This window comes from Pseudonocardia sp. NPDC046786, assembly GCF_040645415.1.
Lineage (GTDB): Bacteria > Actinomycetota > Actinomycetes > Mycobacteriales > Pseudonocardiaceae > Pseudonocardia > Pseudonocardia kongjuensis.
Genome location: NZ_JBEYYF010000018.1, coordinates 35,609 through 57,833, shown reverse-complemented (window position 1 = coordinate 57,833; position 22,225 = coordinate 35,609). Strand labels below are relative to the sequence as shown.

Sequence of the window (22,225 nt, the reverse complement as noted above, 5' to 3'; positions counted from 1 at the left end):
GGCGGGGCGCAGGCCGACGATCCCGTCGTCGCCGCCGGCGGGACGGGTGGCAGCGGTGCCGGCGATCCGCCTCCCACGGGTACCGGCGCGTCCGGCAGCGATCCGGGCGACAGTGATCCGAGCGACAGCAGTGATCCGAGCGACAGCAGCGATCGGAGCGACAGCAGCGATCCGGGACGGATCGGAGGTGCTACGGGCGGCGCCGCACCGGAGGGTCCGGTGAGCCGTCCCGGTGGCGAGGTCGGCCGGGTCCCACCGCGCCCGGGCGGCCAGCCACCCGGCGGCTACATCCCCGAGCAGGTCGGCGGGGACACCCCGCAGAGCGAGTTCCGAGCGCTCCTCCGGGACGAGTGCCGGCCCGCACCGGGCGACTGCGTCATCGTGGTGTCCGAGCCTGCCGACGCCCCGGGCCACTGGATCGTATGCGCCGTCGAACCAGGATCGCGTACCCTGCTGGCCGCCGTGACCGGGCCGATCACGCTCACGGTCCGCGACGGCGGCTGCGCCGACGACGACGACGACGGGAGCAAAGGTCCGGACGCGGGAGCAGGTGGGCCGGGGGCAGGTGGGCCGGGGGCAGGTGGGCCGGGGGCACCGGCTGCCCCTGGCGAGGCAGGTGATGGCTGAGCCCGGCCGCCGCAGGCCCGGCCTGCGGCGGCCGCCGCAGGCACCGGTCGACGGTCCTGCGCCGGCGGCCGCGCCCACCGGCGGCACCGCTGACGGCCTGCCCCGGTCGCTGCAGGTGCTCGCCTCGATCGTTGCCCCGGCGACGCTGCTCACCGGGCTGCTGCTCTACTTCGGCCGCCGGCACGCGTTCGGGTTCTTCGACCACTTCGGGGTCTCCTACACGATCATGGACCTCACCCCGGCCGACTACCTGGTGCGCAGTGCCGACGGGATGATCCCGCCGCTGGCGGTGGCCGGTGCGGCGGTACTGCTCGGGCTCTGGGCGCGGCAGCTGGCCCCGGCGCTGCTGTCCCCGGCCGCACGGACCCGGCTCCGCCGGGTCACGGTCCCGGGCCTGGTGCTCCTCGGCGGCGCCGCGGCGGCCCTCACCGTCGTCGACACCGTGCGCGGCACCCTGCTCCCCGGTGTCCCCGAGCTGCGTGGGCTCGGCCTGTGCACGGCAGCGCTGGCGCTGCTCGCCGCTACCCGCCTCGCCCGCGGCACGGCGGGCCCGGCGGCGGTCACCGAGTGGGGCGTCACGTTCGTACTGGTCGGCGTGGGGCTCTTCTGGACGGTGGGCGCGTACGCCGCCGGCGTCGGTGCCGGCCGCGGCGCGGAGTTCGAGCGGAGCCTGCCCGCGCTGCCCGACGCCGTGCTGTTCAGCGAGACCGAGCTCGGCCTCACCGGCCCCGGCGTCACCGGTACCGCGTGCGGTCCGGACCGCTTCCGCTACGACGGGCTGAAGCTCGTCATCCAGTCCGGTGGGCAGTACCTCCTGCTTCCCTCCGGCTGGACGGTGGCCGACGGCGCGGCCGTCCTGCTGCCCCGCACGGGGGGCCACCGGTGGGAGTTCGCGGCCGCCGGCACGGTGACACCGGGCCGGTGCTGAGCCTCAGCGCGCCAGGTCGTCGACGACGACCGCGTTCGGCAGCACCGCCAGCAGCTCGCCGGGGACGGCGAGTTTCCCGCCGCGGGTGCCGCTGCCGATCACGACGGCGTCGGCGGCTGCCACGGCGGGTGCGATCCACACCGGCCAGCCGGAAGGCAGCCCGATCGGGGTGATCCCGCCGTAGGCCATGCCGGTCAGTGCGACGGCGTCGTCCATCGGGGCGAAGGAGGCCTTCCGGACGTCCAGGCGCCGCCTGACGGTGCCGTTCACGTCGGCACGGGTGGTCGCGAGGACGACGCAGGCGGCGTGGCGGACCTCGCCGGCCCGCTTTCCTGCCACCACGACGCAATTGGCCGAGCGATCGATCGGCGAGGAGTAGGCGTCACAGAACGCGGTCGTGTCGGCCAGCTCGGGGTCGATCTCCGCGACGCCGACGCGGCCGGCGTCGAGCTCCTCCAGCGCGAGCGCGACCGGGTCGGCAAGCAGGTCCGGACGGTCCAGCGCGGGGACGGCGTGCAGCGTCCCGAGCACGGACCAGCTCACCAGCGCGGACCCCCGCCCTGCACCTCGACCACCGCCGGCTTGACGTCCACGATGTAGACGAGCACGGCCACCATCGCCGCCAGCCAGAACATCGCGCCACCGTACATCGGGCCGCCGGTGATGATCAGCAGCAACAGACCGACGCCGGTGATGCCCAGCCAGGCGTTCTTGGTGAGCTTCCCGGCCGCGGTGAAGGCGTCGGCGCGCTGACGCAGGGCGTGCAGGAACGCGTAGCCACCCACCGGGAGCGCGACGATCTTCAGGGCGAAGACGATCCACTGGTCGAGGACGTACAGCAGTTCCACGCGGCCAGAGTACGGGCAGTCCGGTCGCCGGTCACGCGGGCTCCGCGTCGGCGATGCGTCGCGCACCCCTCGGCCGCACCGGGGCCGGACGGCGGACCGCCCCCGCCGGCGGGAGGCCGGCGGGGGCGGTCGGTACTGCGCACCGGGCGGGACGCCCGGCGGGTGTCACTTCTTGGTGGTGCCGGTGGTGCTGCGCCGGGTTGCCGGCTTGCGGGCCGCGGCGGTGCGCGCGCCGGTGTTGGTCTTCGGGTCGGTCTTCGCCGCGGCCTTGCGGGTGGTGGACCGGGTGGTGCCGGCGACCTCGTCCCCGGCCTCCTCGATCGCCTCGGCGGCGTCCTTGGATACCTCGGTGACGGCCTCGGCGGCCTGGCCGGCCACGGCCTGGGTGCGACGCGCGACCTTCTCGCCGACCGAGCGGGTCTGCGTGGTCACCGTCTCCAGGGCCTTCTCGGCGGCGTCGTGGGTCTCGTCGACGAACTCGTCGACCCGCGCGTCGAACTTCTCGGTGAGGTCCTCGACGGTCGCGAAGGCCTGCTTGACCTGCGGCTGCTTGCGGATCTTGCCCCAGGCCTTCTCGCCGCGCTGGGCGAAGCCGACGTAGACGTCCTCGGCCTGGGCGCGGAACTCCTCGACCTGCTTGCGCAGGTTCTCGGACCTGAGCTTGCCGCGCAGCTCCTTGAGATCCTCCGGCAGCTCCTGCACGCGACCCTGGACCTCTTCGGCCCGCTTGGTCGCGGTGGACCGGACGTCGGCGACGGCCTTGGTCACGGTGGTGTAGGCGTAGTCGCCGGCGCCCAGCACGGCGAGCAGCGGGGTGCGGACGACCTCGGCCTGCTCGGCGGTCTGCTCGCGCAGCTTCTTCACGTCGGCACTGGTCGGGAGGTTCACGGCCATGGCGATCACTTCCTCGTCTCTGTCGGTGTGTCGGCAGCGCTGGCGGCGCCGTCGGTAGTGCTGCCGGCGGCGCTGCCGGTGAGACCGTTCTCCCTGCGGAACGACTCGTAGACATCGAGCAGCACGCGCTTCTGCCGCTCGGTGAGGGTCGGATCGGTGAGCACGGCGTCGGTGACCTTGCCGGCGGGCCGCTCCTCGAGGATCCCGGCGCGCACGTACAGCGCCTCGGCCGAGATCCGCAGGCCCTTGGCGAGCTGCTGCAGGATCTCCGCGGACGGCTTGCGCAGTCCGCGCTCGACCTGGCTCAGGTAGGGGTTGCTCACCCCCGCCGTGCGGGCCAGCTGGCGCATCGAGACCTGTGCGGCCTCGCGCTGGGCGCGGATGTAGGACCCGATGTCCTCCACCGCGTGCCCGACCACCTGCTGTGCCTGGCCGACGACCTGGCCGACCTGTTCGACGGCCTGGCCGACGCGCTCGGACGGTTCGGTGGAGGGCCTGGACCCACCGGCCGGTCCCGGTGCGGGGTCCGGTCTGGTGCCCATCGGCGCCACCTCCGATCTCTCCTCGTTGCCGCCACCGACGCTACGCGCCGGTGCTAGCTCCTGCAAGCGGATTGCTAGCGCTGGTCACGTGGCGTGCGACACGTTCGTGACTGCCCGATGGCAACGGGATGACGCCGGAATGACGCCGAGCGGGCTCAGAACACGAGCTCCCCGACGGTGTGAATGACCAGCCCGGCCAGCGCACCGACGACGGTGCCGTTGATCCGGATCCACTGCAGGTCCCGGCCCACCTGGAGCTCGATCTTGCGGGAGGTCTCCTCGGCGTCCCACTTCGCGACCGTGTCGGTGATCAGCGTGGTGATCTGGGACCGGTAGTGCCGGACGACGTAGCAGGCGGCGTCGGCCATCCAGCCGTCGAGCTTGCCGCTCAGCTCGGCGTCGCGGCCGAGGCGCCTGCCGAACGCCATCAGCCCGTCCCGGACCCGCAGCCGCAGCTCGTTGGACGGGTCGTCGGCGGCGTCGAGCACCATGCCCTTGACGACCGTCCAGGCCCGCCCGATGAAGTGCTGCACCTCGGGGTGCTCGACGACCTGGCGCTTGACCTGCTCGGCCCGGTCCATCGTGGCCGGGTCGCTCTGCAGGTCGCGTGCGAACTCGGCGAGATAGCGGTCCACGGCGTGCCGCAGCGGGTGCTCCGGGTCGGTCTTGACACCCCAGGCGTAGCCGCGGATCTCGGCGAACAGCTTGTCGGCCACCATGTCGTCGACGAACCGGGGGGTCCACGACGGTGCCCGCTCGTGCACGACCCGCAGCACCATCTCCTGGTTGTCGGCGACCCAGTCGTAGGCCCGGTCGCAGACGAGATCGACCAGGCGGCGGTGCGCGCCGTCGGTCAGCACGCCCTCCAGGGCCTTGCCCAGCGGCGGTCCGACCGGGATCTCCATCAGCTTGCGGACGGCGACCGTCTCGATGACGTTCTGCACGTCCTCATCGCGCAGCACGGTGACCACGGCGCGGGCGGCGGTCACCAGCTCGGTGGTGACCCGGTCGGCGTTGCGCTGCTCGCCGATCCAGAGCCCCACCTGCTCGGCGACGCCGACCCGCTCCAGCTTGTCCCGGACGACCGCCTCGGACAGGAAGTTCTCGCCGACGAAGTCGCCGAGGCTGTCACCGATCATGTCCTTCTTGCGCGGGATGATCGCGGTGTGCGGGATCGGGATCCGCAGCGGATGCCGGAACAGCGCGGTGACGGCGAACCAGTCGGCCAGCGCGCCGACCATGCCCGCCTCGGCGCTGGCCCGCACGTACGCCGCCCAGGGCAGCCCCTGGACGGACTCCAGGTACTTGGCGATGAAGAAAACGATCGTGGCCCCGACCAGGAACCCGGTCGCGACGGCCTTCATCCGGCGCAGGTCACGCCGCTTCTGCTCGTCGCCGGGCCCGAAGCCGCCGAGCGGCGCCGAGGGCACCGACCCGACGTTCCGTTCCCGCGGCGAGGTCGGAGCCGGGGCGGGGCGCTCCGGCGCGCTCGAGGTCTGCACGTCCCCATACTGCCCCGCGGCACCGACAGCCGGACTCGGGGTACACCGGGGGCGATCTCGGGGAATACCCGGGGGTGGGACGGGCCGGGTCCGGGGGCTGTCCCCGCCGGACCCGGCCGAGGCCGGTGGAGCGGCTGCTCGGCGGCGCCCGCGGTGCGGGCTCCGCGCGCGGGGGAGAAGTGCTCCCCCGGGCGCCACTACCGGTGCGCAACGTCCGGCCGGCCCCGGCACCCGGCACGACACCGGGCGGCAACGGGACGGGTTCGGACGGACGGTGCGCCGGAGGTACGGGCCGGCAGGTGATCGGGCCGGTCCGTACCGGGTGCGGTCAGCGCCGCAGGGCGACCCCGGTCGCGGGGGTCCGCTCCGCATCGGCGCCGGCCGTGCCGTGCGAACGGATGGCATCGACGACCGCCTCGACGACGACGGACGCGTCGGGCACCCGGTACCCGACCCGCGCCGGCGCGACGCGCCACTGGACCCAGCCGTCCGGCCGCTCGGTCGGCGGGGCGACCACGCCGATGCCGTCGGTGTGCAGCACGACGTCGGTGTGCAGGCTGAGCTCTGCGGGCAGCGCGTGCCGCGGCGTCATCGGGAACCACCAGGTGCCCTGCGGGGTCGCCGCGACGGGCACGACCTCACCGGCCTCCCGCAGCGTGCGGCAGACCCTGCGGCCGACCTCGGCGGGTACCTCGATGACGTCGATCGACTCGCCGGTGGCGAGCAGCACCTCGGCTCCCGGCCCCGGGACGAGGGGCCAGCCGTGGTCGACGTACTCGCGTGCGGCAGCCCGCAGCTCCGCGCCGTAGACGGCTCGGTAGCTGTCCCACCAGGACATCGGGATCCACTTCCTTCCGCTTGCCGCGGCACCACCGTGGTGCCGCATCTGTGAAGTGCAACACCAGGATGCGGGTAAGAGTGACGTGCTCGCGAGTGGTCCGCGGCGAGCACGCGCGACGGCGAGACGAGCGGGTTCACCCCGACTGCACGGCGGCGACGGCGCCGGTGAACGGCAGGTGACCGGCCGGAGCGATCGGACGGGCGGTGGCAACCCAGGCGACGCCCGCCGCCACACCGGTCGCCGTGCCGTCCGCCGGAGCGGCACCCGGAACGTGCGGCGGCGCCGGCACCCGAGGGGTGCCGGCGCCGCCGGTTCACACACGAGCGGGGACGTGCCCCGCAAGGAAGATCAGATCACGCGGACCGAGTCGGCCTGCGGGCCCTTCTTGCCCTGGCTGGCCTGGAAGTCGACCCGCTGGTTCTCCTCCAGGCTCCGGAAGCCGTTGGCCTCGATCGCGGAGTAGTGGACGAAAACGTCCGGTCCCTCGTCGTCGGTGGCGATGAAGCCGAAGCCCTTCTCGGCGTTGAACCACTTGACGGTGCCCTGCGGCATAGCTGTGTCCTTCTCAGATGGAGCGGTTCCGGTCCCTCACTGCGAGGGCCGGAGGTCGCGCGGGCCACGTCGGAGACACATCCGCATCACCGGCGAAGCCCACCGTCACAACTTCACACGGACGCTTCACGGCGATCGGGGAAGAACGACTGCAACCGCGCGCAGGTTATCACGGCCCGGACCACCCGGTGCCGATCCGCCGCGCGGACCCCGCGGGACACCACACGCTCCCCGCACGCCTCCGACATCCCACCCGTCGCACCGGGCGACACGATGCGTGACGGTGTCCCGGATTTCCGGGCACACTCGGTCACCTGCGTCCCGAACGGGTGAGCACGAACGCCATTCCACGCCGACGGGTGAGCAGCCGGGCCGTCGCCCCCCCCCCGGACCGGGTGACCGGACGGGATCCGGCCCGGCCACGGGCGCTCCGACACCCCGTCCGGGGTCGCCCGTTCTGGGCGCATTGCAGTCCGATCCGCTCGCTGCGTGACCGCCGGGGCTCCCGTGGCGGGTGTGGCCACGAACGGGTCACTGGTGGACGACGGCCGGTGACTACAAGCTCTGCGCCGTCCCTCAGCACAGCAACAGCCCGCGAACTGGAGAGAACGTGCGATCCCGAGTCACCGCTTCCGTCGCCCTGACCCTCATGATCGGCACCCTGGGTGTGTACGGCGCCGGCGCGGCCGGCGCGGCCGAGCCCACGCGTGCCTCCGCCCAGCCGGTCGCCCTCACGGCCGCCGCGCCGGAACAGTCCGCCGGCGACGGCCCGCTGGACCGGTTGTTCAACACCCTGTTCGGTGGTGGGACCACCGCGCCGGTCCCGGTCGATCCGGCCCCGGTCACCCCCGCGGTGCCGGCGGTACCGGCCGACGGACAGGTGCCGGCCGAGGCACCGGTCCCGGCCGCACCCGCGGTCCCGGCGGTGCCCGCCGCGCCGGCCGTTCCCGCCGCCCCCGCACTGCCGGCCGCCCCGGCCGTCCCCGCGGCACCGGCCGTTCCCGCGGTCCCTGCCGCCCCGGCGGAGGACGCCGTGGCCGGGGAGGTCCCGGCCCAGGAGGTCCCGGAGCCGCCGGTCGAGCCCGCCGTGCCCGCCGTGCCCGCCGTGCCCGCTGTGCCCGCTGTGCCCGCTGTGCCCGCCGCCCCCGCGGTCCCGGCGACCCCGGCTGTTCCGGGGGTCCCGGCCGCGCCGGCCGTCCCGGGCGTCCCGGCCGACCCGGCAGTGCCCGCCGTCCCGGGGGTGCCGGCCGACCCGGCCGTTCCGGGGGCCCCGGCGGTGCCGGGTGCACCGGCGGCCCCGGTCCTGCCCGCCGATCCGGCCGTCCCGGCGGTCCCGGCGGTCCCGGGCGCGCCGGAGGAGGCCGACGCCGGTCCCGAGACCGCGCCGGGGGCCACCGCCACCCCGAGCCTGTGGGAGCGGCTGTTCGGCAGCGCCCGCTGAGTCGATCCGCCGGCGATCCACTGCCGTTCGACGGCGTCCCCCGGGCCCCGGGGGACGCCGTCGGGGCGTGCGGTCACCCCAGCTCGGCGGACCAGCCCCCGATGAGCGACCGGAAGACGCTGTCGAGCAGCACGGACAGCTCGGTGCCGTCGTCGGCCAGCCAGCGCTCGTAGGCGGCGAGGCAGACCCCCAGGCAGGCGTGCCCGACGCTCTGCGGGACGAGGGCCGACGCCGGCTCGCCCCGGCGCTGGGCGACGTGATCGGCCACCACCTCGCGCCACGCGGCGTAGCGCAGCGTGGAGTGGGCCTGCAGCGCGGGCGTGCCGAGGATCAGCCGCAGCCGCCTGCGGTGCCACGGCTGCTCGGCCGGCTCGACGTGGTTGAACTCCAGCACCGCCCGCCGGATGCCCTCGAGCACCGGCAGATCGGCCGGCTGGGCGGCGAGGACCGCGCGCATCCGGACCAGCTGCTCGTCGAACGCTCCCCAGGCGACGTCGTTCTTCGAGGCGTAGTAGCGGAAGAAGGTGCGCCGGCCGATCCCGGCCGCGATCGCGACGTCGTCGACCGTGGTGTGCTCGAAGCCGTGGTCGCTGAACATCTCGAGTGCGATGTGCTCGATCTCGTACCGGGAGGTGACCGGCCGCCGACCGGCCCTGCGCAGCGGGGACACCTCGCCGGAACCGTCCGTGTCGTCCCGGCTGTTCCCGGTCAACGCCGACATCCCCGCGCCTCCCGCCCGTCCACACCAACGCTGCACCGATCATCCCACGGCTCCCGCACCGCACGTTCGGACACCGCTCGGGGGCGCCGTTCGCCGGAAAGGGCCTCCACACTGTCGGTGGGCAGGAGCACACTCGCCTCGACACGGACCGGGACCGCCCCGGCCCACCCCGTCCGGGGACGTCGCGAGGGGGAACCGATGACCGCACCCGCCAGGGCAGGCAGCAATGCGGGAAGCGCCGAGGAGACCGATCCGAGACCGCTCGACCAGCAGATCGAGGACTACCGGCGGGAGCTGACCGGCTACTGCTACCGGATGCTCGGGTCCGCCTTCGAGGCGGAGGACGCGGTGCAGGACACCATGGTCCGCGCCTGGAAGGGCCTGGCCAGGTTCGACGGGCGGTCCTCGCTGCGGTCCTGGCTGTACCGGATCGCCACGAACGTCTGCATCGACGCGCTGAACGGCCGCAAGCGGCGCGCCGTGCCGATGGACCTCGGCGGCCCGGGGGCACCGGTGGCCGGCTCGCTGCGCGAGCCGCTCCCGGACTCCGAGTGGCTGGAGCCGATGCCGGACGCGCGGGTCTCCACCCCGGCGGGCGACCCGGCCGACAAGGCGATCGCGAAGGAGACGATCCGGCTCGCCTTCGTCGCGGCGCTGCAGCACCTGCCCGCCCGCCAGCGGGTCGTCCTGATCCTGCGCGAGGTGCTGTGCTGGCGCGCCGCCGAGGTCGCCGAACTGCTCGACACCTCGGTCGCGTCGGTGAACAGCGCCCTGCAGCGGGCCCGCGCGACGCTGGCCGACCAGGGCGTCTCCGAGGCCGCACCGGGCACCACCCCGGTCGTCGATCCGGCGCAGACCGAGCTGCTGATGCGCTACATGGCGGCGTTCGAGGCGTTCGACATGGAGGCGCTGACCGCGCTGCTGCACGCCGACGTCGAGCAGAACATGCCGCCGCTGGAGCTGTGGTTCCGCGGCCGGGACGACGTGGTCGCCTGGATGGCGACCGGCCCCGGCCAGGCCTGCCGCGGATCGCGGGTCGCCCCGGTGGAGATCAACGGCACGGTCGGGTTCGCCCAGTGGAAGCCCTCCGGGCCGAACGGCGAGTTCCTGGCCTGGGGCATCACCGCGCTGCGGATCGAGTGCGGCGCCGTCACCGGGCTGAGCATCTTCCTCAACACCGAGCTGTTCGCCTACTTCGGGCTGCCGCTCGCGCTGGCGGACCGGCCGGAGCTGTGGGAGCCGAAGACGGCCGGGATCGCGGGGGGAGGAACCGTTCCGCCGACGGCGTAATCGGCGGCCGGGGCGCACCGGGCGGGCCTAGCGTCGCGGACGGACCCGCCGATCGGCGACGGGCCCGAGTCCGGAGGTCCCGATGCCGTTCCTGTCCGCCCCGTCCGATCCCGCCGAGCGGCTCCTCGGCGCCCGGATCGTGCTGCTGTCCCGCGAACTCGACGACGAGGTCGCCGCGGAGACGTGCGCCCGGCTGCTGCTGCTCGCCGCGGAGGACCCGCGGCGCGACGTCATCCTGCACCTGCTCTCCCCCGGCGGCTCCCCGGTCGCGGCGATGGCCGTGCACGACACGCTCCGGACCCTCGGCGTCGACGTGGTCACCGTCGCGGCCGGCTCGATCGCCGGGCCGATTCCGTTCCTGGTCGCCGCCGGCACCCCCGGCAAGCGGTTCGCGCTGCCGCACGCCGCGCTGCTGCCATCGGCCTGGGACGCGGCGGGGCAGGTCCGGGGCGCCCATCCGGGCGACGTCCGGGTCCGCGCGGATCACCTGGCCCACCGGCGGGAGGAGATCGACGCGCTCACCGAGCGGTACTGCGGCGTGCCGCTTCCCGCCGACGCCCGGTCGCGCTGGCTGAGCGCGACCGAGGCGGTGACGTACGGGCTCGCCGATCACGTCCGCGGATCGGATAGCTAAGCTTCCGCAGGTGCGTGTGTCAGAGCTGTCCCGGTCGTCCGAGGTCCCGGTCGCGACCATCAAGTACTACCTCCGCGAGGGCCTGCTGCACCGCGGCGAGACGACCTCACCCAACCAGGCCCGCTACGACGAGTCGCACCTGCGACGGCTCCGGCTGATCCGCGCGCTCGTCGAGGTCGGCGGGCTGCCCATCGCCGTCGTCCGGGACGTGCTGGCCGCCGTCGACGACCCGGACACCGGGCTGCACCGGATGCTCGGGCGCACCGTGTACGCGGTCACCGGGACCGGCGACGGCGGCGGCGCGTTCGCCGAGCGCGCGGAGGCCGACGTGCGCGCCCTCACCGCGCACCTCGGCTGGCGGGTCTCGGACCGGGCGCCCGCGCTCGCCGGGGCCCGCAGCGTGCTCGCCCGGATGCACGAGCTCGGCCACGCACCGGACGAGGACACCCTGCAGCGGTGGGCCGAGGCCGTGGACCGGATCGGCGAGGCGGACCTGGACGCCGTCGGGCGGGTCGCCGACCGGGAGGGCGTCGCGGAGACCGCACTGGTGGCGACGGTGCTGGGCGACGCGCTGCTCGCCGCGCTGCGCCGGATCGCGCAGGAGAGCCACTCGTCGAGTCGCTATCCCGCCGCCGGAATCTGATGGACAGTGTGACTATCCGATAGTTACAGTATCCGCACTGTCGCTCCGGAGGTCACGATGTCGCTGCGCACCGCGCTCGCCTGGCACCGCCCGCTGATGATCGTCGGAGTGAGCTGCGCCGCGCTGGTCCCGCTCGGCCTCCTCGGGGTCCTGCTCGACCCCCGGGTGCTGCTCGGCGCGCCGATCTGGCTGAAGCCGACCAAGTTCGCGGTGTCCATCGCGATCTTCTGCGTGACCTGGGCCTGGCTGTACGCGCAGCTGCGGGAGCGGCGCGGCCGGGCCCGGACGGCGTTCGTGGCGGGCACCGTCGCCGCGCTCGCACTGGCGATCGAGATGGTGGTGCTCGTCGTGCAGGCCGGGCGCGGGACGACCAGCCACTTCAACATGACGACGCCGCTGGACTCCACGCTGTGGGCGGTCATGGGCGGCTCGATCGTGGTGGCCTGGCTGGTCACGCTCTGGCTGACCGCCGCACTGTTCGGGCTCCGCGGCCTCGATCCGGCGCGGTCGCTGGCCATCCGGGCCGGCGCGGTACTCGCGCTGGTCGGGATGGCGCTCGGGTTCCTGATGACCGGCCCGACGCCGGACCAGCTCAGCGACTTCCAGGGGATCGTCGGCGCGCACACCGTCGGCCTGCCCGACGGCGGGCCCGGCCTGGCCGTCGTCGGCTGGAGCATCGACGGCGGGGACCTGCGGATCCCGCACTTCGTCGGGATGCACGCGCTGCAGCTCCTGCCGCTGCTGCTGATCGGCCTGGAGCTCGCCGCCGCCCGGGTGGCCGTGCTGGCCGACCCCGGGGTCCGGCGCGATCTCGTCGCGACGTCGACGGCGGGCTACATCGGGCTCCTTGCTCTGCTCACCTGGCAGGCGCTGCGCGGGCAACCGCTGCTCGCCCCCGACGCGTGGACGGCCGCCGCGTTCGGGGTGCTGGTCGTCGGCGTGGTCGCCGGGGCGGTGCTCGCGCTGCGGCGGCAGCCGGTGCCGGTCAGCCGGTCCTGGAGGCACGGCCGCTGATCCGGTCCCGGCCCCCCGGTTCGGGATGGCCCTGTGGTTCGGGATGGCCGTGGTGCTCGACCAGGACCCGCAGCAGCCGCACCAGCTCGGCCCGCCGGCCCGGGGAGAGCGGGGCGAGCAGCTCGTCCTGGGCGCCGGCCAGGACGGCGTCGAGCCGGTGCAGTCGCTCCCGGCCGGCGTCGGTCAGCTCGACGACGTTGCGCCGCCGGTCGGCCGGATCGGCGGTGCGGGTGACCTCCCCGCGCCCGGCCAGCTCCCCGATCAGCCCGACCAGGTCGCTGGCGTGGATCCCGGTCCGCGCGCCGAGCCCGGCCTGGCTGGCCGGGCCGTGGTCGGCGAGCGTCGCCAGCACCGCGTAGTGCCACCGGTGTGCGCCGGCCCCCGCCAGCTCCGCACCGACCACCTGTTCCGCGTGCCGGGCGGCGAGCCCCAGCAGCCGGCTCGCGAGACCGTCCAGCCGTCCGTCGTCCGCCATCCCGCGATCCTACCGTTGCCTTGGTCAGACTCACGAATTACCGTTAGTCAGACCAACGATTTGGGAGGCACTGATGACCGCCTTCGGCACCCAGCTGCTCGGCCGCGCCGAGAAGGCGCTCAACGCGCTGCTGCTCCGCGAGCTGGCCGGCACCGGGCTCGACGAGCGCCGCTGGATCGCGCTGACGCTGACCGTCGCCGGCGGGCCCGATGTCACCGGCCGCATCGCGGGCGCGCTGCAGGTGGACCGGGCGACCGCCGAGGCCCGGCTCGCCGAGCTGGCCGCGGCCGGCCTGGTCCGGACCGGCTGCAGCGGAGACGGCGGGCCCGCCGCGACCGCGGAGGGGATCGCGCTGCGCGATCGGATCGTCGCGGCCACCGGCCGGATCACCGCGCAGCTGTGGGGCGATCTGCCGCCCGCGGACCTGACCGTGGCCGGCTACGTGCTGCACACCGTGCTGGCCCGGGCCCGGGCCGCGCTCGCCGCCGGCTGACCGCTCGCCCGGCGGGGCTATCGTGGGCCGGGCGGCGATGGGGCTCGCCGACAACCGCGCCCGCGCGCTGATGGCTCCTACCCGACGATCGTGGGTGGGTGAGGCGTGTGCGGACGACCGGTTCCCGGGTCCCGACGGCGGTCGCGGTGGGTGGCGTCGTCGGCGCCGAGATCCGCTACCTGCTGGGCGTCGCGTTCCCGGCCGAACCCGGCGGCTGGCCGTGGACCACGTTCTGGATCAACGTCAGCGGCTGCCTGCTGATCGGCGTCCTCTACACCGTGCTCGCCGGGGCGGACCGGCCGAACCCGCTGCTGCGTCCACTGCTCGGGGTCGGCGTCCTGGGCGGGTTCACGACGTTCTCCGCCTGGTCGGTCGAGACGGTGCAGCTCGCCGGGCACGGCCACTACGGGCTCGCGCTGGGCTACGCGCTGGCGTCACCGGTGGTCGCGGCGACGGCCTGCGCGGTCGCCGTGGTGCTGACCCGCCGGATCGGCGGTGCCCGGTGGACGCGCTGACCGTCCTGCTGGTCGGCGTGGGTGCCGCGGTCGGTGCGCCGCTGCGCCACCTGGCCGACGCGGTGGTGCGGGCCCGGCTCGATCCGGTGTTCCCGTGGGCGACGCTCGCGGTGAACGTCGCCGGCTCGCTGCTGCTCGGCACGCTGATCGGCGCCGCGGGCGCGCTCCCGCCGGAGCTCGGCGCGCTGCTCGGGACCGGTTTCTGCGGGGCGCTGACCACCTACAGCACCTTCGGGTACGAGCTGGTCGCGCTCGCCGAGCGGCGGGCCACGCCGACCGCGGTGGCCTACCTGGCGGGCAGCGTCGCGTCCGGAATCCTCGCCGCGGCGGCGGGCTGGGCGCTGGCCGGGCTGGTGCTGTGACCCGGTCCCGGCCGGCGGTCGACCGACCGGGCCGGGCTATCCGGCCGGGACCGGCTGCGGTGCGGATCCCCGCCGCCCCGGGTCGGTGATCCGGGCCACCACCGACACCATCGCCCGTCGGGGGAGGAAGCGGGCGGCGAGCGAGCTGAGCCGGTTGACCCGGCCGTCGATCACGCTGGGCCCGGGGTCGCGCCGGGCGAGATGGCGCAGCGCGGTCCCGACGACGTCCTCGGCGGTGCGCTTGCGTGCCCCGGAGGTGGCGTCCTCGGTGCCGACGACGTCGTTGAACTCGGTGGCGGTGGCGCCCGGGGAGAGCGCGAAGACCGTCACGCCGGTGCCGCGCAGCTCCGCCCACAGCGACTCGGTGAAGCTGAGCACGAACGCCTTCGCCGCGCCGTAGACGGCCATCCGCGGCGTGGGGTTGTACGCCGCCATGCTCGCGACGTTGATCAGGAACCCGCGGGCCGCCTGCACCTGCGGCAGGAACGCCCGCGCGATCGCGACGGGTGCGGCGACGTCGACCGCGATCTCCCGGTCGAGCAGGTCCTGATCCTCCCCGCCGAACATGCCGAACGTCCCGAAGCCGGCGTTGTTGATCACCGCCGTGACGCCGGCGCCGCGGGCCGCGACCGCGTCCCGCAGTCCGGGGCCGACCCCGGGCACGGACAGGTCGAACGGCACGACGGTGACCGCGACACCGGTGCGGGCGCGCAGCTCGGCGGCGAGCGCCTCCAGCCGGTCGGCCCGCCGGGCGACGAGGACCAGATCGGCCCCGCGCCCGGCCAGCGCCGTCGCGAAGGCACGGCCGATCCCGGAGCTGGCACCGGTGACGAGGACGGTGTGCGGACTGACATCAACAGCCATGTCGGCAATCTATGCCTATTTGGCAGTGACTGCCACACTCTCGTGCTGCGAGAGGAGATCGCCTCGGCCCCGGCACCGGGAAGTAGATTCGGCCCCATGCAGACGCCCGCCCGACCGACGCTGCGGGACCGGTCCCGCGAGCTGGCGGTGCTCAGCATCCTCGACACGGCCATCCCGCTGTTCGTCGAGCAGGGCTACGAGGCGACGACGATGGCGCAGATCGCCGAGCAGGCCGGGATCTCGCAGCGGTCCCTGTTCCGCTACTTCGGCGCGAAGGAGGACCTGGTCTGCGGCGCGCAGGACGAGCTCGGGGAGATGTTCGCCCGGGTCGTCGCCGAGGAGCTGCCGCGCACCGGGCCGTGGGACGCGCTGCGCGCCGGCTGGATCGCCGTCACCACGGCGAACCACACGCCGGACGAGGCGTTCGTGCTGAGCAGGCTCATCCTCGGCACGCCGGCGCTGCTGGCCAGCTACCTGGTGAAACGGCAGCGCTGGCAGGACGCGCTCGTCCCGCTGGTCACCGACCGGATCGGGCGGGCCGGCCACGACGACGCCGAGCTGGTGGCGCGGGCGGTGATCGCCGCGTCGTTCAGCTGCTGCGACGCGGCCGGCCGGATCTGGGTGACCGGTTCACCGGCCGACGACTGGCTCGCCCTCTACGACCGGTGCGTGCGGGCCGTACGGGCGAGCGATCTCGACGCCCCGCCCGCCTGACGCCGGCCCGCGCCCCGGATCGCGGCGCGCCGCCGACCGCGCACCAGGCAGTCCTGGGCCACACCGGCCGGGCCGGGCCGGGCACGTCCGGCCGGCGGCCACGTCCGGCCGGCGGTCACGACCGGCCGGTCGGCTCCCCGCTCAAGCCGGCGATGGTGCGGTGCAGGGCCGAGTGGTCCGATCCGCCGTCCCCGGCCGCCCGGGTCGCGGCGACCAGCTGGGCCACCAGCGCACCGACCGGGGTCACCACACCGGCCGCCCGGGCCGCGTCGGCGATGATGCCCATGTCCTTGTGGTGCAGGTCGATCCGGAAGCCCGGCGCGTAGTCGGCGTCGAGCATCTTCTGCGCCTTCTGGGTCAGCACCGCCGAGCCGGCGAGACCGCCGCCGAGCACCTCGACCGCGGCGGGCAGGTCCGCGCCGTGCGCCTGCAGGAACACCAGGGCCTCGGCCAGCAGCGCGATGTTGCCCGCGACGATCAGCTGGTTGGCGGCCTTCACGGTCTGCCCCGAACCGATCGGCCCGACGTGGACGACGGTGCGCCCGACCGCGTCGAGCAGCGGCCGGGCCGCCCCGACGTCGTCGGCCGCCCCGCCCACCATGATCGACAGGGTGGCGTTCTCGGCGCCGGCCTGCCCGCCCGAGACCGGGGCGTCGATCATCCGCAGACCGCGCGCCGCGGCCCGCTCTGCGAGGTCCCGGGCGACGTCCGGCCGAATCGTCGAGAAGTCGATCACCAGCGTGCCCGGTTTCGCGGTGGCGAACACGCCGTCCGCACCGTCGAGCACCGCCTCCACGTCGGGCGAGTCGGGCAGCATCAGCGCGACGACGTCGGCGCCCTCGACCGCCTCGGCGACCGATCCGGCGGCACGGCCACCAGCGTCGACCAGCGGGCGGGTCTTCTCCGGGCTGCGGTTGAACCCGGTCACCTCGTGCCCGGCCGCCACCAGGTGGCGGGCCATCGGGCCGCCCATGATGCCGAGTCCGATGAAGCCGATCGTGGTCATGCGGTGCCTCCGGTCGGGGTGGTCGTGTCGGCGGGCCGGGCGAGCCAGCCGAACGGGTCGTCGGTGGTCGACTTGTACTCCAGACCGATCCGGCCGCGGTACCCGGCGGCCGCGACCTGCTCCAGCAGCGCGGCGACCGGGAGGTCGCCGGTGCCGGGCTCGCCGCGGCCGGGCGCGTCGGCGACCTGAACGTGACCGATCCGGTCGCCGTACGCGGAGATCGCGGCGGCCGGGTCGTCGCCGTTCACCGCCAGATGGAACACGTCGAGCAGCAGCCGCACGTCGTCCGAGCCCACCCGGTCCAGGACGGCGACGGCGTCCGCGGCGGTCCGCAGCGGGTAGGCGTCGATCCCGCTGACCGGCTCCACCAGCGCCACCGCGCCGATCCGGCCGGCCGCCCGCCCGGCCAGCGCCAGGTTCCCGGCCGCCAGCTCGTCCTGCTCCTGCACCACGACGCCGTCGATTCGGTTGCCGTACAGCGCGTTGAACCCGGTCGTGCCGAGCCGCTCGCCGATCCCGACCGCGACCTCGACGTTGTCGGCGAACTCGCCCGTCCGCCTCGGGTCGGACAGGATGCCGCGCTCGCCCGCCGCCATGTCACCCGCGGCGAAGTTGAGCCCGGTCAGCGTGACACCGGCGTCGGACACGGCGGTCACGAACGCGTCGATCTCGCGGTCGGCGGGGACCGGCCGGTCGAACGGCCACCAGAACACTCGTGTGTGACGTTGCTGCTCGGGCTCGGGGTGCCGCCGCACATCGTGCAGGAGATCGTGGGCCACGCCCATCTCGGTGTCACGATGGGGATCTACGCCCACGTGTCCCTGACCGAGAAGCGCGCGGCGCTCGACCGGCTGCAGGAGGGGCTGAGCTGAGGGGCGTTGCTACACCCGTTGCTACAAAGCGCGGGCCAGGCGAAACAACTGAACAGTGTTTCCGCTGGTGATAGAGGTGGCCAGGGGCGGGGTCGAACCGCCGACCTTCCGCTTTTCAGGCGGACGCTCGTACCAACTGAGCTACCTGGCCCCGGCCCCCGGATGAACCCGGGGATCCAGAGAGTGGAGCGACCCAGACGGGACTCGAACCCGCGACCTTCGCCGTGACAGGGCGACGCGCTAACCAACTGCGCCACTGGGCCTTGCTGATGTAACCGTACCCCCAACGGGATTCGAACCCGCGCTGCCGCCTTGAAAGGGCGGAGTCCTAGGCCGCTAGACGATGGGGGCTTGGATGACCGTGGAGGCTCAACCTTCCCTCAACGGCTGTCCGTTGGGAGCGGTGAAACCATACGACACCGCCCCGGACCCCCGCGCAGCCACCCCCCTGATCGCGGCGTCCTGGCCGGTCAGGAGCCCGCACACCCCTCCGCCCCGCGGCACACCCGCTGCAACGGGTGTGCGGCGCCGCGAACGGGTGTGCGGCGCCGCCGTCACCGCGCGACGGGCGGCGGCTGGTCGGGGTTCGAGGAGATCAGGCCGAGCATGTCGAGCAGCTCGCGCAGGTCACCCGAGTCGGCGGAGTTCTTCGCCACGACGAGCCGGGCCTTCTGGACCTGGTCGTCGGACACCTTGAACGCGTCGGCCGCGTTCCGCGGCGCCGGGATGGATCCGGTCTCGTCGTCGGTACTGCGTTTCGCACCGATGCTCATGACGCCTCCCCGTAGGCAGTCAGGGCGTCCCGTGTCCCTGGCACACCCCCGGGTTCCGTCCGTGGGTCGCGCCGCGGTGCCGGGTCTCGCCGGTACCGCCACGTGCTGTGGCCGTGACCAAGACGTTACCGATCGTGCGGGTGCCCTGCACGCCCCTTCCCGGGTGACGGGACGGTCACCGCCCGCGCTGATCCGGGCCCGGCGTTCAGCCGGACGCCGAGGCCGGACACCGGTCCCCGGCCGGCGCCCCGGACAGGACCCCGACCGGCACCGCTGCCGCCAGCGCCCGGTATCCGGCCGGCGACGGGTGCAGGCCGTCACCGGAGTCGTACTCCGGACGCAGCCGCGTCGGATCACCCGGATCGGCGAGCGTCGCGGCCGCGTCGATCACCCCGTCGGCCCAGTGCGGGCCCTCGGTACGGATGCGTTCATTGATCCGATCCCGGGCCGCGACGACCGGGGCGGCGTCCCGGCCACCACTCGTCGACGGCGGGATCGTGGTGAGGAACACCCGCAGCCCGGCCTCCCGGCCCCGGTCGGCGAACGCCCGCAGGCCCGCCGCGAGCTCGTCGGCACCGGCTCCGGCGGCGAGGTCGTTGGTCCCGATGAGCAGGATCACGTCCCGGATCCCGACCAGCGGCGCCACGTCGACGTCGAACCGGGTCCCCGGCGCGTCCCCGCCGGCCGGCGGGTCGTCCTGCAGTAGCCGGTTGCGGGACAGGCCCGCGTTGAGCACCGGCGTCGCCGTCCGCTCGGACGCCAGCCGGGCGGCCAGCCGGTCGGGGAAGCGGTCGTCGGCGTCGGGCGTGCTGCCCACCCCGTCGACCAGCGAGTCGCCGATCACCAGCACCCCGTCGGCCGGGCGCGGCGCCAGGACGTCGATCCCGGCCAGCACCGGCCACGACTGCAGTGTGATGCCGAAGCCGTCCGGCTGCGGCTGCCCCGACCGGTCCCCCGGCCCGGACAGCCACGCGGTGCGCATCGCGACCGGGTGCGAGCTGATCGTCGCCGGGACCTCGGCCAGGTAGAGGCTCACCGTCAGCGGCACGTCCCGCCCGACCGGGACCGGCAGCGGATCGGTCAGCACGTCCGCGCCGGGCTCCAGCCGGACGTCGGGGCGCCCGGCGGTCGACACCGGACGCGGGCCCGTCGTGCCGGCGCCGTCGCCCGCCCGGCCGACGGTGACCGCGCCGACGTGCAGCGGGCCGTCGCCGTGCCGGTTGGACAGCCGCAGCCGCAGCCCGTCCCCGGACGTCTGCGGCCGCACGACCATCCGCAGCGTCCGCCCGGCGAGCTGATCGCCCGGCACCGCCTGCTGCGCCGCGTGCCAGCCGGCCACCCAGCCGGGGTCGCAGCCCGCCGCGCCCGCCGCGGCGGGCAGCACCCCGCCGCAGCCGGCGAACGTGAGGCCCGCGACGAGCAGTGCCAGCACCGCGAGCGCCGCCGGGAGGTGCCACCGACCGTCACGCCGCACGCGCGTCCGCCTCCGTCCGTTCCGATCCCGCCGGTGCAGCCGGCCGGGTCCCGCACGCGCTGTGTCGACCCGTCACCCGATCACGTTACGTAGGTTGTCGGTCACTCTGCGACGACCGGCCGAACGGGGACGCCGAGCGGACTCTCCGTTCGGGTGGGCGTGCACGGCACCCGGATGCGCGAGGCTGCGGATTGTCAGGGGCAGCTTCTAGTGTCGTGCCCCACGGACGGCGGCCGGTACGGGTCGCCGGGGGCAGCAGAGGGAGGGCGGGTCGCGTGGCCGGCTACGAGGAGATCTTCCGTTCCAGCGTCGAGGACCCGGCGGGCTTCTGGCTCCGTGCCGCGGAGACGCTGGACTGGCACGTCACCCCCGGCACCGCGCTCGACGACTCGAACCCGCCCTTCTACCGCTGGTTCCCCGACGGTGAGCTGAACGTCGCGCACAACGCGCTGGACCGGCACGTCGACGCCGGGCACGGCGACCGCACCGCGCTGGTGTACGACTCGCCGGTCACCGGCAGTCGGCGCAGCTACAGCTACGCGGAGCTGCGCGACGAGGTCGCGAGGTTCGCGGGCGTGCTGCGCGACCTGGGCGTCACCCGCGGCGACCGGGTGGTCATCTACATGCCGATGGTCCCGGAGGCGGCGATCGCGATGCTGGCCTGTGCCCGGCTCGGCGCGGTGCACTCGGTCGTGTTCGGCGGGTTCGCCGCCAAGGAGCTCGCGGTCCGGATCGACGACGCCGGCCCGAAGGTCGTCGTGTCGGCGTCCTGCGGGATCGAGGGCAAGCGGGTCATCGAGTACAAGCCGCTGCTGGACAAGGCGATCGAGCTCGCCGACCGCAAGCCCGACGCGACCGTGATCCTGCAGCGCGAGCAGGCCACCGCGGAGCTGGGGACGATCGACGTCGACTGGGCCGAGGCCGCCGCGAAGGCCACGCCGGCCGAGCCGGTGCCGGTGCGCAGCACCGACCCGCTCTACGTGCTCTACACCTCCGGCACCACCGGCAAGCCCAAGGGCGTCGTGCGCGACTCCGGCGGCTACGCCACCGCGCTCGCCTGGTCGATGCCCAACATCTACGACGTCGGCGCCGGGGAGACGATCTTCACCGCGTCCGACGTGGGCTGGGTCGTCGGCCACTCCTACATCGTCTACGGGCCGCTGCTCGCGGGTGCGACGACCGTGCTCTACGAGGGCAAGCCGGTCGGCACGCCGGACGCCGGGCAGTTCTGGCGGGTCGTCGCCGAGAACCGGGTGACCTCGCTGTTCACCGCGCCGACCGCGTTCCGGGCGATCAAGAAGGAGGACCCGCAGGGCACGTTCACCACCCAGCACGACATCTCGTCGCTGAAGTACCTGTTCCTGGCCGGTGAGCGGCTCGACCCGGAGACCTACCGCTGGGCCTCCGAGCTGCTCGGCATCCCGGTGATCGACCACTGGTGGCAGACCGAGACCGGCTGGCCGATCGCGGCGAACCCGGCGGGCATCGAGCTGCTGGAGATCAAGCCCGGCTCGCCGACCCGGCCCATGCCGGGCTGGGACATCCGGGTCCTCGGCGAGAAGGGCGCGCCGGCCGAGCCCGGCGCCGACGGCGCGATCGTGGCCCGGCTGCCGCTGCCGCCGGGCGCGTTCCCCACCCTGTGGAACGACGACGAGCGCTACGTGAACTCCTACATGAAGGCGTTCGACGGCTACTACCTCACCGGCGACGGCGGGCACATCGATGCCGACGGCTACATCTTCGTGATGGGCCGTACCGACGACGTGATCAACGTCGCCGGGCACCGGCTGTCCACCGGCGGGATGGAGGAGGTGCTCGCCTCGCACGCCGACGTCGCCGAGTGCGCGGTGATCGGCGTCGCGGACACCATGAAGGGCCAGATCCCGCGCGGGTTCGTGGTGCTCAAGTCCGGTGTCGACGCCGCGGCCGAGGGCTACGAGGAGCGGCTGCGCGCCGAGCTGGTGCAGCTGGTCCGCGACCAGATCGGCGCGGTGGCCTCGCTGAAGGACGTGGCGATCGTCCCGGCCCTGCCCAAGACCCGGTCCGGGAAGATCCTCCGCAAGACGATGCGCGGCATCGCCGACGGCGCCGACGAGGCGGTCCCGTCCACCATCGACGACGCGTCGGTGCTGGACACGCTCCGCCCGATCCTCCGGCGGGAGTGACACCGTTCAGGTGGTCCCGCGGGCCGTCCTTGACC

At 74.4% G+C, this 22,225-nt stretch carries 27 protein-coding genes, 3 tRNA genes and 1 riboswitch; of the genes, 13 read left to right on the top strand and 17 right to left on the bottom strand.

Annotated elements, in window-relative coordinates:
• Positions 1 to 219: 219 nt before the first annotated feature.
• Together ABZ881_RS21235 and ABZ881_RS21230 are read left to right on the top strand one after the other, a co-directional pair.
• A complete protein-coding gene (locus ABZ881_RS21235; RefSeq protein ID WP_358486960.1) occupies positions 220 to 627 on the top strand; it encodes a hypothetical protein in 408 nt (135 codons plus the stop codon).
• Positions 620 to 1,555 carry a hypothetical protein gene (locus tag ABZ881_RS21230; protein ID WP_358486958.1) on the top strand — a complete coding sequence of 312 codons (936 nt, stop codon included), beginning with the start codon at positions 620 to 622 and terminating at the stop codon, positions 1,553 to 1,555. The genes ABZ881_RS21235 and ABZ881_RS21230 overlap by 8 nt, the downstream gene beginning before the upstream one ends.
• Positions 1,556 to 1,558: 3 nt before the next feature.
• Here the strand turns inward: ABZ881_RS21230 and ABZ881_RS21225 are convergent, their stop codons facing one another.
• The 7 genes from ABZ881_RS21225 to ABZ881_RS21195 all read right to left on the bottom strand — a co-directional run bounded on the left by ABZ881_RS21225 (position 1,559) and on the right by ABZ881_RS21195 (position 6,734).
• Positions 1,559 to 2,101: a YbaK/EbsC family protein gene (locus ABZ881_RS21225; protein WP_358487088.1), complete on the bottom strand. Its 543-nt coding sequence runs from the start codon at positions 2,099 to 2,101 to the stop codon at positions 1,559 to 1,561.
• Positions 2,095 to 2,403: a DUF2516 family protein gene (locus tag ABZ881_RS21220; protein ID WP_344024613.1), complete on the bottom strand. Its 309-nt coding sequence runs from the start codon at positions 2,401 to 2,403 to the stop codon at positions 2,095 to 2,097. Before ABZ881_RS21220 ends, ABZ881_RS21225 begins: the two co-directional genes overlap by 7 nt.
• A 165-nt stretch (positions 2,404 to 2,568) precedes the next feature.
• Positions 2,569 to 3,297 carry a hypothetical protein gene (locus tag ABZ881_RS21215; protein ID WP_358486955.1) on the bottom strand — a complete coding sequence of 243 codons (729 nt, stop codon included), beginning with the start codon at positions 3,295 to 3,297 and terminating at the stop codon, positions 2,569 to 2,571.
• A 5-nt stretch (positions 3,298 to 3,302) separates the two neighbouring features.
• Positions 3,303 to 3,839 (bottom strand): helix-turn-helix transcriptional regulator, encoded by a 537-nt coding sequence (locus ABZ881_RS21210; protein WP_344024609.1) that lies wholly within the window; start codon positions 3,837 to 3,839, stop codon positions 3,303 to 3,305.
• 155 nt (positions 3,840 to 3,994) lie between these two features.
• Positions 3,995 to 5,203 (bottom strand): DUF445 domain-containing protein, encoded by a 1,209-nt coding sequence (locus ABZ881_RS21205; RefSeq protein ID WP_358487086.1) that lies wholly within the window; start codon positions 5,201 to 5,203, stop codon positions 3,995 to 3,997.
• Positions 5,204 to 5,669: 466 nt separating this feature from the next.
• Entirely contained in the window at positions 5,670 to 6,179 is a 510-nt protein-coding gene (locus tag ABZ881_RS21200) for a bifunctional DNA primase/polymerase (RefSeq protein WP_358486954.1), read from the bottom strand.
• Positions 6,180 to 6,530: 351 nt separating this feature from the next.
• Positions 6,531 to 6,734, bottom strand: coding sequence for a cold-shock protein (locus ABZ881_RS21195; protein ID WP_068796724.1), 204 nt, complete (start codon positions 6,732 to 6,734; stop codon positions 6,531 to 6,533).
• Positions 6,735 to 7,383: 649 nt separating this feature from the next.
• Here ABZ881_RS21195 and ABZ881_RS21190 point away from each other — a divergent pair.
• A complete protein-coding gene (locus ABZ881_RS21190) occupies positions 7,384 to 8,175 on the top strand; it encodes a hypothetical protein (protein WP_358486952.1) in 792 nt (263 codons plus the stop codon).
• A gap of 73 nt (positions 8,176 to 8,248) precedes the next feature.
• Here ABZ881_RS21190 and mftR read toward each other — a convergent pair whose 3' ends face one another.
• Positions 8,249 to 8,887, bottom strand: coding sequence for a mycofactocin system transcriptional regulator (mftR, locus tag ABZ881_RS21185; protein ID WP_358486951.1), 639 nt, complete (start codon positions 8,885 to 8,887; stop codon positions 8,249 to 8,251).
• Positions 8,888 to 9,094: 207 nt separating this feature from the next.
• Between mftR and ABZ881_RS21180 the strand changes: the two genes are divergently transcribed.
• The 4 genes from ABZ881_RS21180 to ABZ881_RS21165 all read left to right on the top strand — a co-directional run bounded on the left by ABZ881_RS21180 (position 9,095) and on the right by ABZ881_RS21165 (position 12,477).
• Positions 9,095 to 10,186, top strand: coding sequence for a sigma-70 family RNA polymerase sigma factor (locus ABZ881_RS21180; RefSeq protein ID WP_358486948.1), 1,092 nt, complete (start codon positions 9,095 to 9,097; stop codon positions 10,184 to 10,186).
• An 82-nt stretch (positions 10,187 to 10,268) separates the two neighbouring features.
• Positions 10,269 to 10,820, top strand: a complete 552-nt coding sequence (locus ABZ881_RS21175; protein WP_358486947.1) for an ATP-dependent Clp protease proteolytic subunit — start codon at positions 10,269 to 10,271, stop codon at positions 10,818 to 10,820.
• A 10-nt stretch (positions 10,821 to 10,830) separates the two neighbouring features.
• Positions 10,831 to 11,463, top strand: a complete 633-nt coding sequence (locus tag ABZ881_RS21170) for a MerR family transcriptional regulator (RefSeq protein WP_358486946.1) — start codon at positions 10,831 to 10,833, stop codon at positions 11,461 to 11,463.
• Positions 11,464 to 11,520: 57 nt separating this feature from the next.
• Positions 11,521 to 12,477: a hypothetical protein gene (locus ABZ881_RS21165; protein WP_358486944.1), complete on the top strand. Its 957-nt coding sequence runs from the start codon at positions 11,521 to 11,523 to the stop codon at positions 12,475 to 12,477.
• On the opposite strand, the gene ABZ881_RS21160 is transcribed toward ABZ881_RS21165, so the two are convergent.
• Entirely contained in the window at positions 12,449 to 12,952 is a 504-nt protein-coding gene (locus ABZ881_RS21160; RefSeq protein WP_358486943.1) for a MarR family transcriptional regulator, read from the bottom strand. The two genes, ABZ881_RS21165 and ABZ881_RS21160, sit on opposite strands and share 29 nt — an antisense overlap.
• Before the next feature lie 73 nt (positions 12,953 to 13,025).
• On the opposite strand from ABZ881_RS21160, the gene ABZ881_RS21155 reads away from it, so the two are divergent.
• The 3 genes from ABZ881_RS21155 (at position 13,026) to ABZ881_RS21145 (ending at position 14,322) form a co-directional block, all read left to right on the top strand.
• Positions 13,026 to 13,445, top strand: a complete 420-nt coding sequence (locus tag ABZ881_RS21155) for a hypothetical protein (RefSeq protein WP_358486941.1) — start codon at positions 13,026 to 13,028, stop codon at positions 13,443 to 13,445.
• 24 nt (positions 13,446 to 13,469) lie between these two features.
• Positions 13,470 to 13,532: riboswitch (Fluoride riboswitch) on the top strand.
• 11 nt (positions 13,533 to 13,543) lie between these two features.
• Complete coding sequence (crcB, locus tag ABZ881_RS21150; protein ID WP_358486938.1) at positions 13,544 to 13,960, top strand: fluoride efflux transporter CrcB; 417 nt, start codon at positions 13,544 to 13,546, stop codon at positions 13,958 to 13,960.
• Complete coding sequence (locus ABZ881_RS21145) at positions 13,948 to 14,322, top strand: CrcB family protein (RefSeq protein ID WP_358486935.1); 375 nt, start codon at positions 13,948 to 13,950, stop codon at positions 14,320 to 14,322. The genes crcB and ABZ881_RS21145 overlap by 13 nt, the downstream gene beginning before the upstream one ends.
• A 36-nt stretch (positions 14,323 to 14,358) precedes the next feature.
• Here ABZ881_RS21145 and ABZ881_RS21140 read toward each other — a convergent pair whose 3' ends face one another.
• Positions 14,359 to 15,186, bottom strand: coding sequence for an SDR family NAD(P)-dependent oxidoreductase (locus tag ABZ881_RS21140; RefSeq protein ID WP_358486934.1), 828 nt, complete (start codon positions 15,184 to 15,186; stop codon positions 14,359 to 14,361).
• Between the two features lie 96 nt (positions 15,187 to 15,282).
• On the opposite strand from ABZ881_RS21140, the gene ABZ881_RS21135 reads away from it, so the two are divergent.
• Positions 15,283 to 15,900, top strand: a complete 618-nt coding sequence (locus tag ABZ881_RS21135) for a TetR family transcriptional regulator (protein ID WP_358486932.1) — start codon at positions 15,283 to 15,285, stop codon at positions 15,898 to 15,900.
• Between the two features lie 115 nt (positions 15,901 to 16,015).
• On the opposite strand, the gene ABZ881_RS21130 is transcribed toward ABZ881_RS21135, so the two are convergent.
• On the bottom strand, positions 16,016 to 16,906 hold the full coding sequence (locus tag ABZ881_RS21130; RefSeq protein WP_358486929.1) for a 2-hydroxy-3-oxopropionate reductase: 891 nt from the start codon (positions 16,904 to 16,906) through the stop codon (positions 16,016 to 16,018).
• The gene (locus ABZ881_RS21125) at positions 16,903 to 17,619 is read right to left on the bottom strand and encodes a TIM barrel protein (RefSeq protein ID WP_358486927.1); all 717 of its coding nucleotides are present in this window, start codon (positions 17,617 to 17,619) and stop codon (positions 16,903 to 16,905) included. Before ABZ881_RS21125 ends, ABZ881_RS21130 begins: the two co-directional genes overlap by 4 nt.
• Positions 17,620 to 17,625: 6 nt before the next feature.
• On the opposite strand from ABZ881_RS21125, the gene ABZ881_RS21120 reads away from it, so the two are divergent.
• A complete protein-coding gene (locus ABZ881_RS21120) occupies positions 17,626 to 17,778 on the top strand; it encodes a hypothetical protein (RefSeq protein ID WP_358486926.1) in 153 nt (50 codons plus the stop codon).
• 77 nt (positions 17,779 to 17,855) lie between these two features.
• Here the strand turns inward: ABZ881_RS21120 and ABZ881_RS21115 are convergent.
• The 5 genes from ABZ881_RS21115 to ABZ881_RS21095 form a co-directional block, all read right to left on the bottom strand.
• Positions 17,856 to 17,929, bottom strand: a tRNA-Phe gene (locus tag ABZ881_RS21115).
• A gap of 38 nt (positions 17,930 to 17,967) precedes the next feature.
• Positions 17,968 to 18,041 (bottom strand) — tRNA-Asp (locus tag ABZ881_RS21110).
• A gap of 15 nt (positions 18,042 to 18,056) precedes the next feature.
• Positions 18,057 to 18,129 (bottom strand) — tRNA-Glu (locus tag ABZ881_RS21105).
• 203 nt (positions 18,130 to 18,332) lie between these two features.
• Entirely contained in the window at positions 18,333 to 18,551 is a 219-nt protein-coding gene (locus tag ABZ881_RS21100; RefSeq protein ID WP_344024553.1) for a hypothetical protein, read from the bottom strand.
• Between the two features lie 205 nt (positions 18,552 to 18,756).
• The gene (locus tag ABZ881_RS21095; protein ID WP_358486925.1) at positions 18,757 to 20,025 is read right to left on the bottom strand and encodes a GDSL-type esterase/lipase family protein; all 1,269 of its coding nucleotides are present in this window, start codon (positions 20,023 to 20,025) and stop codon (positions 18,757 to 18,759) included.
• 275 nt (positions 20,026 to 20,300) lie between these two features.
• Here ABZ881_RS21095 and ABZ881_RS21090 point away from each other — a divergent pair, with 275 nt between their 5' ends.
• Positions 20,301 to 22,190, top strand: coding sequence for an AMP-binding protein (locus tag ABZ881_RS21090; RefSeq protein ID WP_358486924.1), 1,890 nt, complete (start codon positions 20,301 to 20,303; stop codon positions 22,188 to 22,190).
• Positions 22,191 to 22,225 lie beyond the last annotated feature (35 nt).

Excerpts from the sequence above, each read along its gene's own strand:
- ABZ881_RS21100 (WP_344024553.1), bottom strand. The coding sequence starts at position 18,551 with ATGAGCATCGGTGCGAAACGCAGTACCGACGACGAGACCGGATCCATC.
- ABZ881_RS21205 (WP_358487086.1), bottom strand. The coding sequence starts at position 5,203 with ATGAAGGCCGTCGCGACCGGGTTCCTGGTCGGGGCCACGATCGTTTTC.
- ABZ881_RS21155 (WP_358486941.1), top strand. The coding sequence starts at position 13,026 with ATGACCGCCTTCGGCACCCAGCTGCTCGGCCGCGCCGAGAAGGCGCTC.
- ABZ881_RS21215 (WP_358486955.1), bottom strand. The coding sequence starts at position 3,297 with ATGGCCGTGAACCTCCCGACCAGTGCCGACGTGAAGAAGCTGCGCGAG.
- ABZ881_RS21135 (WP_358486932.1), top strand. The coding sequence starts at position 15,283 with ATGCAGACGCCCGCCCGACCGACGCTGCGGGACCGGTCCCGCGAGCTG.
- ABZ881_RS21200 (WP_358486954.1), bottom strand. The coding sequence starts at position 6,179 with ATGTCCTGGTGGGACAGCTACCGAGCCGTCTACGGCGCGGAGCTGCGG.
- ABZ881_RS21130 (WP_358486929.1), bottom strand. The coding sequence starts at position 16,906 with ATGACCACGATCGGCTTCATCGGACTCGGCATCATGGGCGGCCCGATG.
- ABZ881_RS21180 (WP_358486948.1), top strand. The coding sequence starts at position 9,095 with ATGACCGCACCCGCCAGGGCAGGCAGCAATGCGGGAAGCGCCGAGGAG.
- ABZ881_RS21190 (WP_358486952.1), top strand. The coding sequence starts at position 7,384 with ATGATCGGCACCCTGGGTGTGTACGGCGCCGGCGCGGCCGGCGCGGCC.
- ABZ881_RS21195 (WP_068796724.1), bottom strand. The coding sequence starts at position 6,734 with ATGCCGCAGGGCACCGTCAAGTGGTTCAACGCCGAGAAGGGCTTCGGC.
- ABZ881_RS21210 (WP_344024609.1), bottom strand. The coding sequence starts at position 3,839 with ATGGGCACCAGACCGGACCCCGCACCGGGACCGGCCGGTGGGTCCAGG.
- ABZ881_RS21230 (WP_358486958.1), top strand. The coding sequence starts at position 620 with ATGGCTGAGCCCGGCCGCCGCAGGCCCGGCCTGCGGCGGCCGCCGCAG.
- ABZ881_RS21165 (WP_358486944.1), top strand. The coding sequence starts at position 11,521 with ATGTCGCTGCGCACCGCGCTCGCCTGGCACCGCCCGCTGATGATCGTC.
- ABZ881_RS21175 (WP_358486947.1), top strand. The coding sequence starts at position 10,269 with ATGCCGTTCCTGTCCGCCCCGTCCGATCCCGCCGAGCGGCTCCTCGGC.
- ABZ881_RS21160 (WP_358486943.1), bottom strand. The coding sequence starts at position 12,952 with ATGGCGGACGACGGACGGCTGGACGGTCTCGCGAGCCGGCTGCTGGGG.
- ABZ881_RS21140 (WP_358486934.1), bottom strand. The coding sequence starts at position 15,186 with ATGGCTGTTGATGTCAGTCCGCACACCGTCCTCGTCACCGGTGCCAGC.